At 39.7% G+C, this 315-nt stretch carries 1 protein-coding gene; it reads right to left on the bottom strand.

Annotated elements, in window-relative coordinates; genetic code table 11:
- Window positions 1-26: 26 nt before the first annotated feature.
- Complete coding sequence (locus HL666_RS34765) at window positions 27-278, bottom strand: bacteriocin class II family protein (protein ID WP_003549751.1); 252 nt, start codon at window positions 276-278, stop codon at window positions 27-29.
- Window positions 279-315 lie beyond the last annotated feature (37 nt).

Below are 315 nucleotides of genomic sequence, written 5' to 3'. Positions count from 1 at the left end.
GCCTTTCACATTTTACTCAAAAACAATTAATGATGTCTATGACGCGTTAAATAACTTACACATGCTGCTGAGCCTTTGATAACGCCCATACTCCCACCGAAAAGAGCACCACCCAATGCACCAACTGCCTGACCAACTGCAGTTCCAGTAGCTGCACCGCTAACTGCACCCCAAGCCGTTGATCTACCAATTTGACTAGCACAATGTGCTACTTTAGGATTTCCTCCACCAATTACATAACTCAATTTTTCTTCATTTAATACCATTAACTTTTCCATTTTAGTTACCTCCTAAATAACTACTTTTTGAGATTTT

This window comes from Bradyrhizobium aeschynomenes, from assembly GCF_013178945.1.
Classification (GTDB): Bacteria; Pseudomonadota; Alphaproteobacteria; order Rhizobiales; family Xanthobacteraceae; genus Bradyrhizobium; species Bradyrhizobium aeschynomenes.
Note: the sequence above shows the minus strand (reverse complement) of the source record. Positions and strands in the feature narration are given on the sequence as shown.

Bases quoted from the DNA above. Each gene is read 5' to 3' on its own strand.
- HL666_RS34765 (WP_003549751.1), bottom strand. From the start codon at position 278: ATGGAAAAGTTAATGGTATTAAATGAAGAAAAATTGAGTTATGTAATT.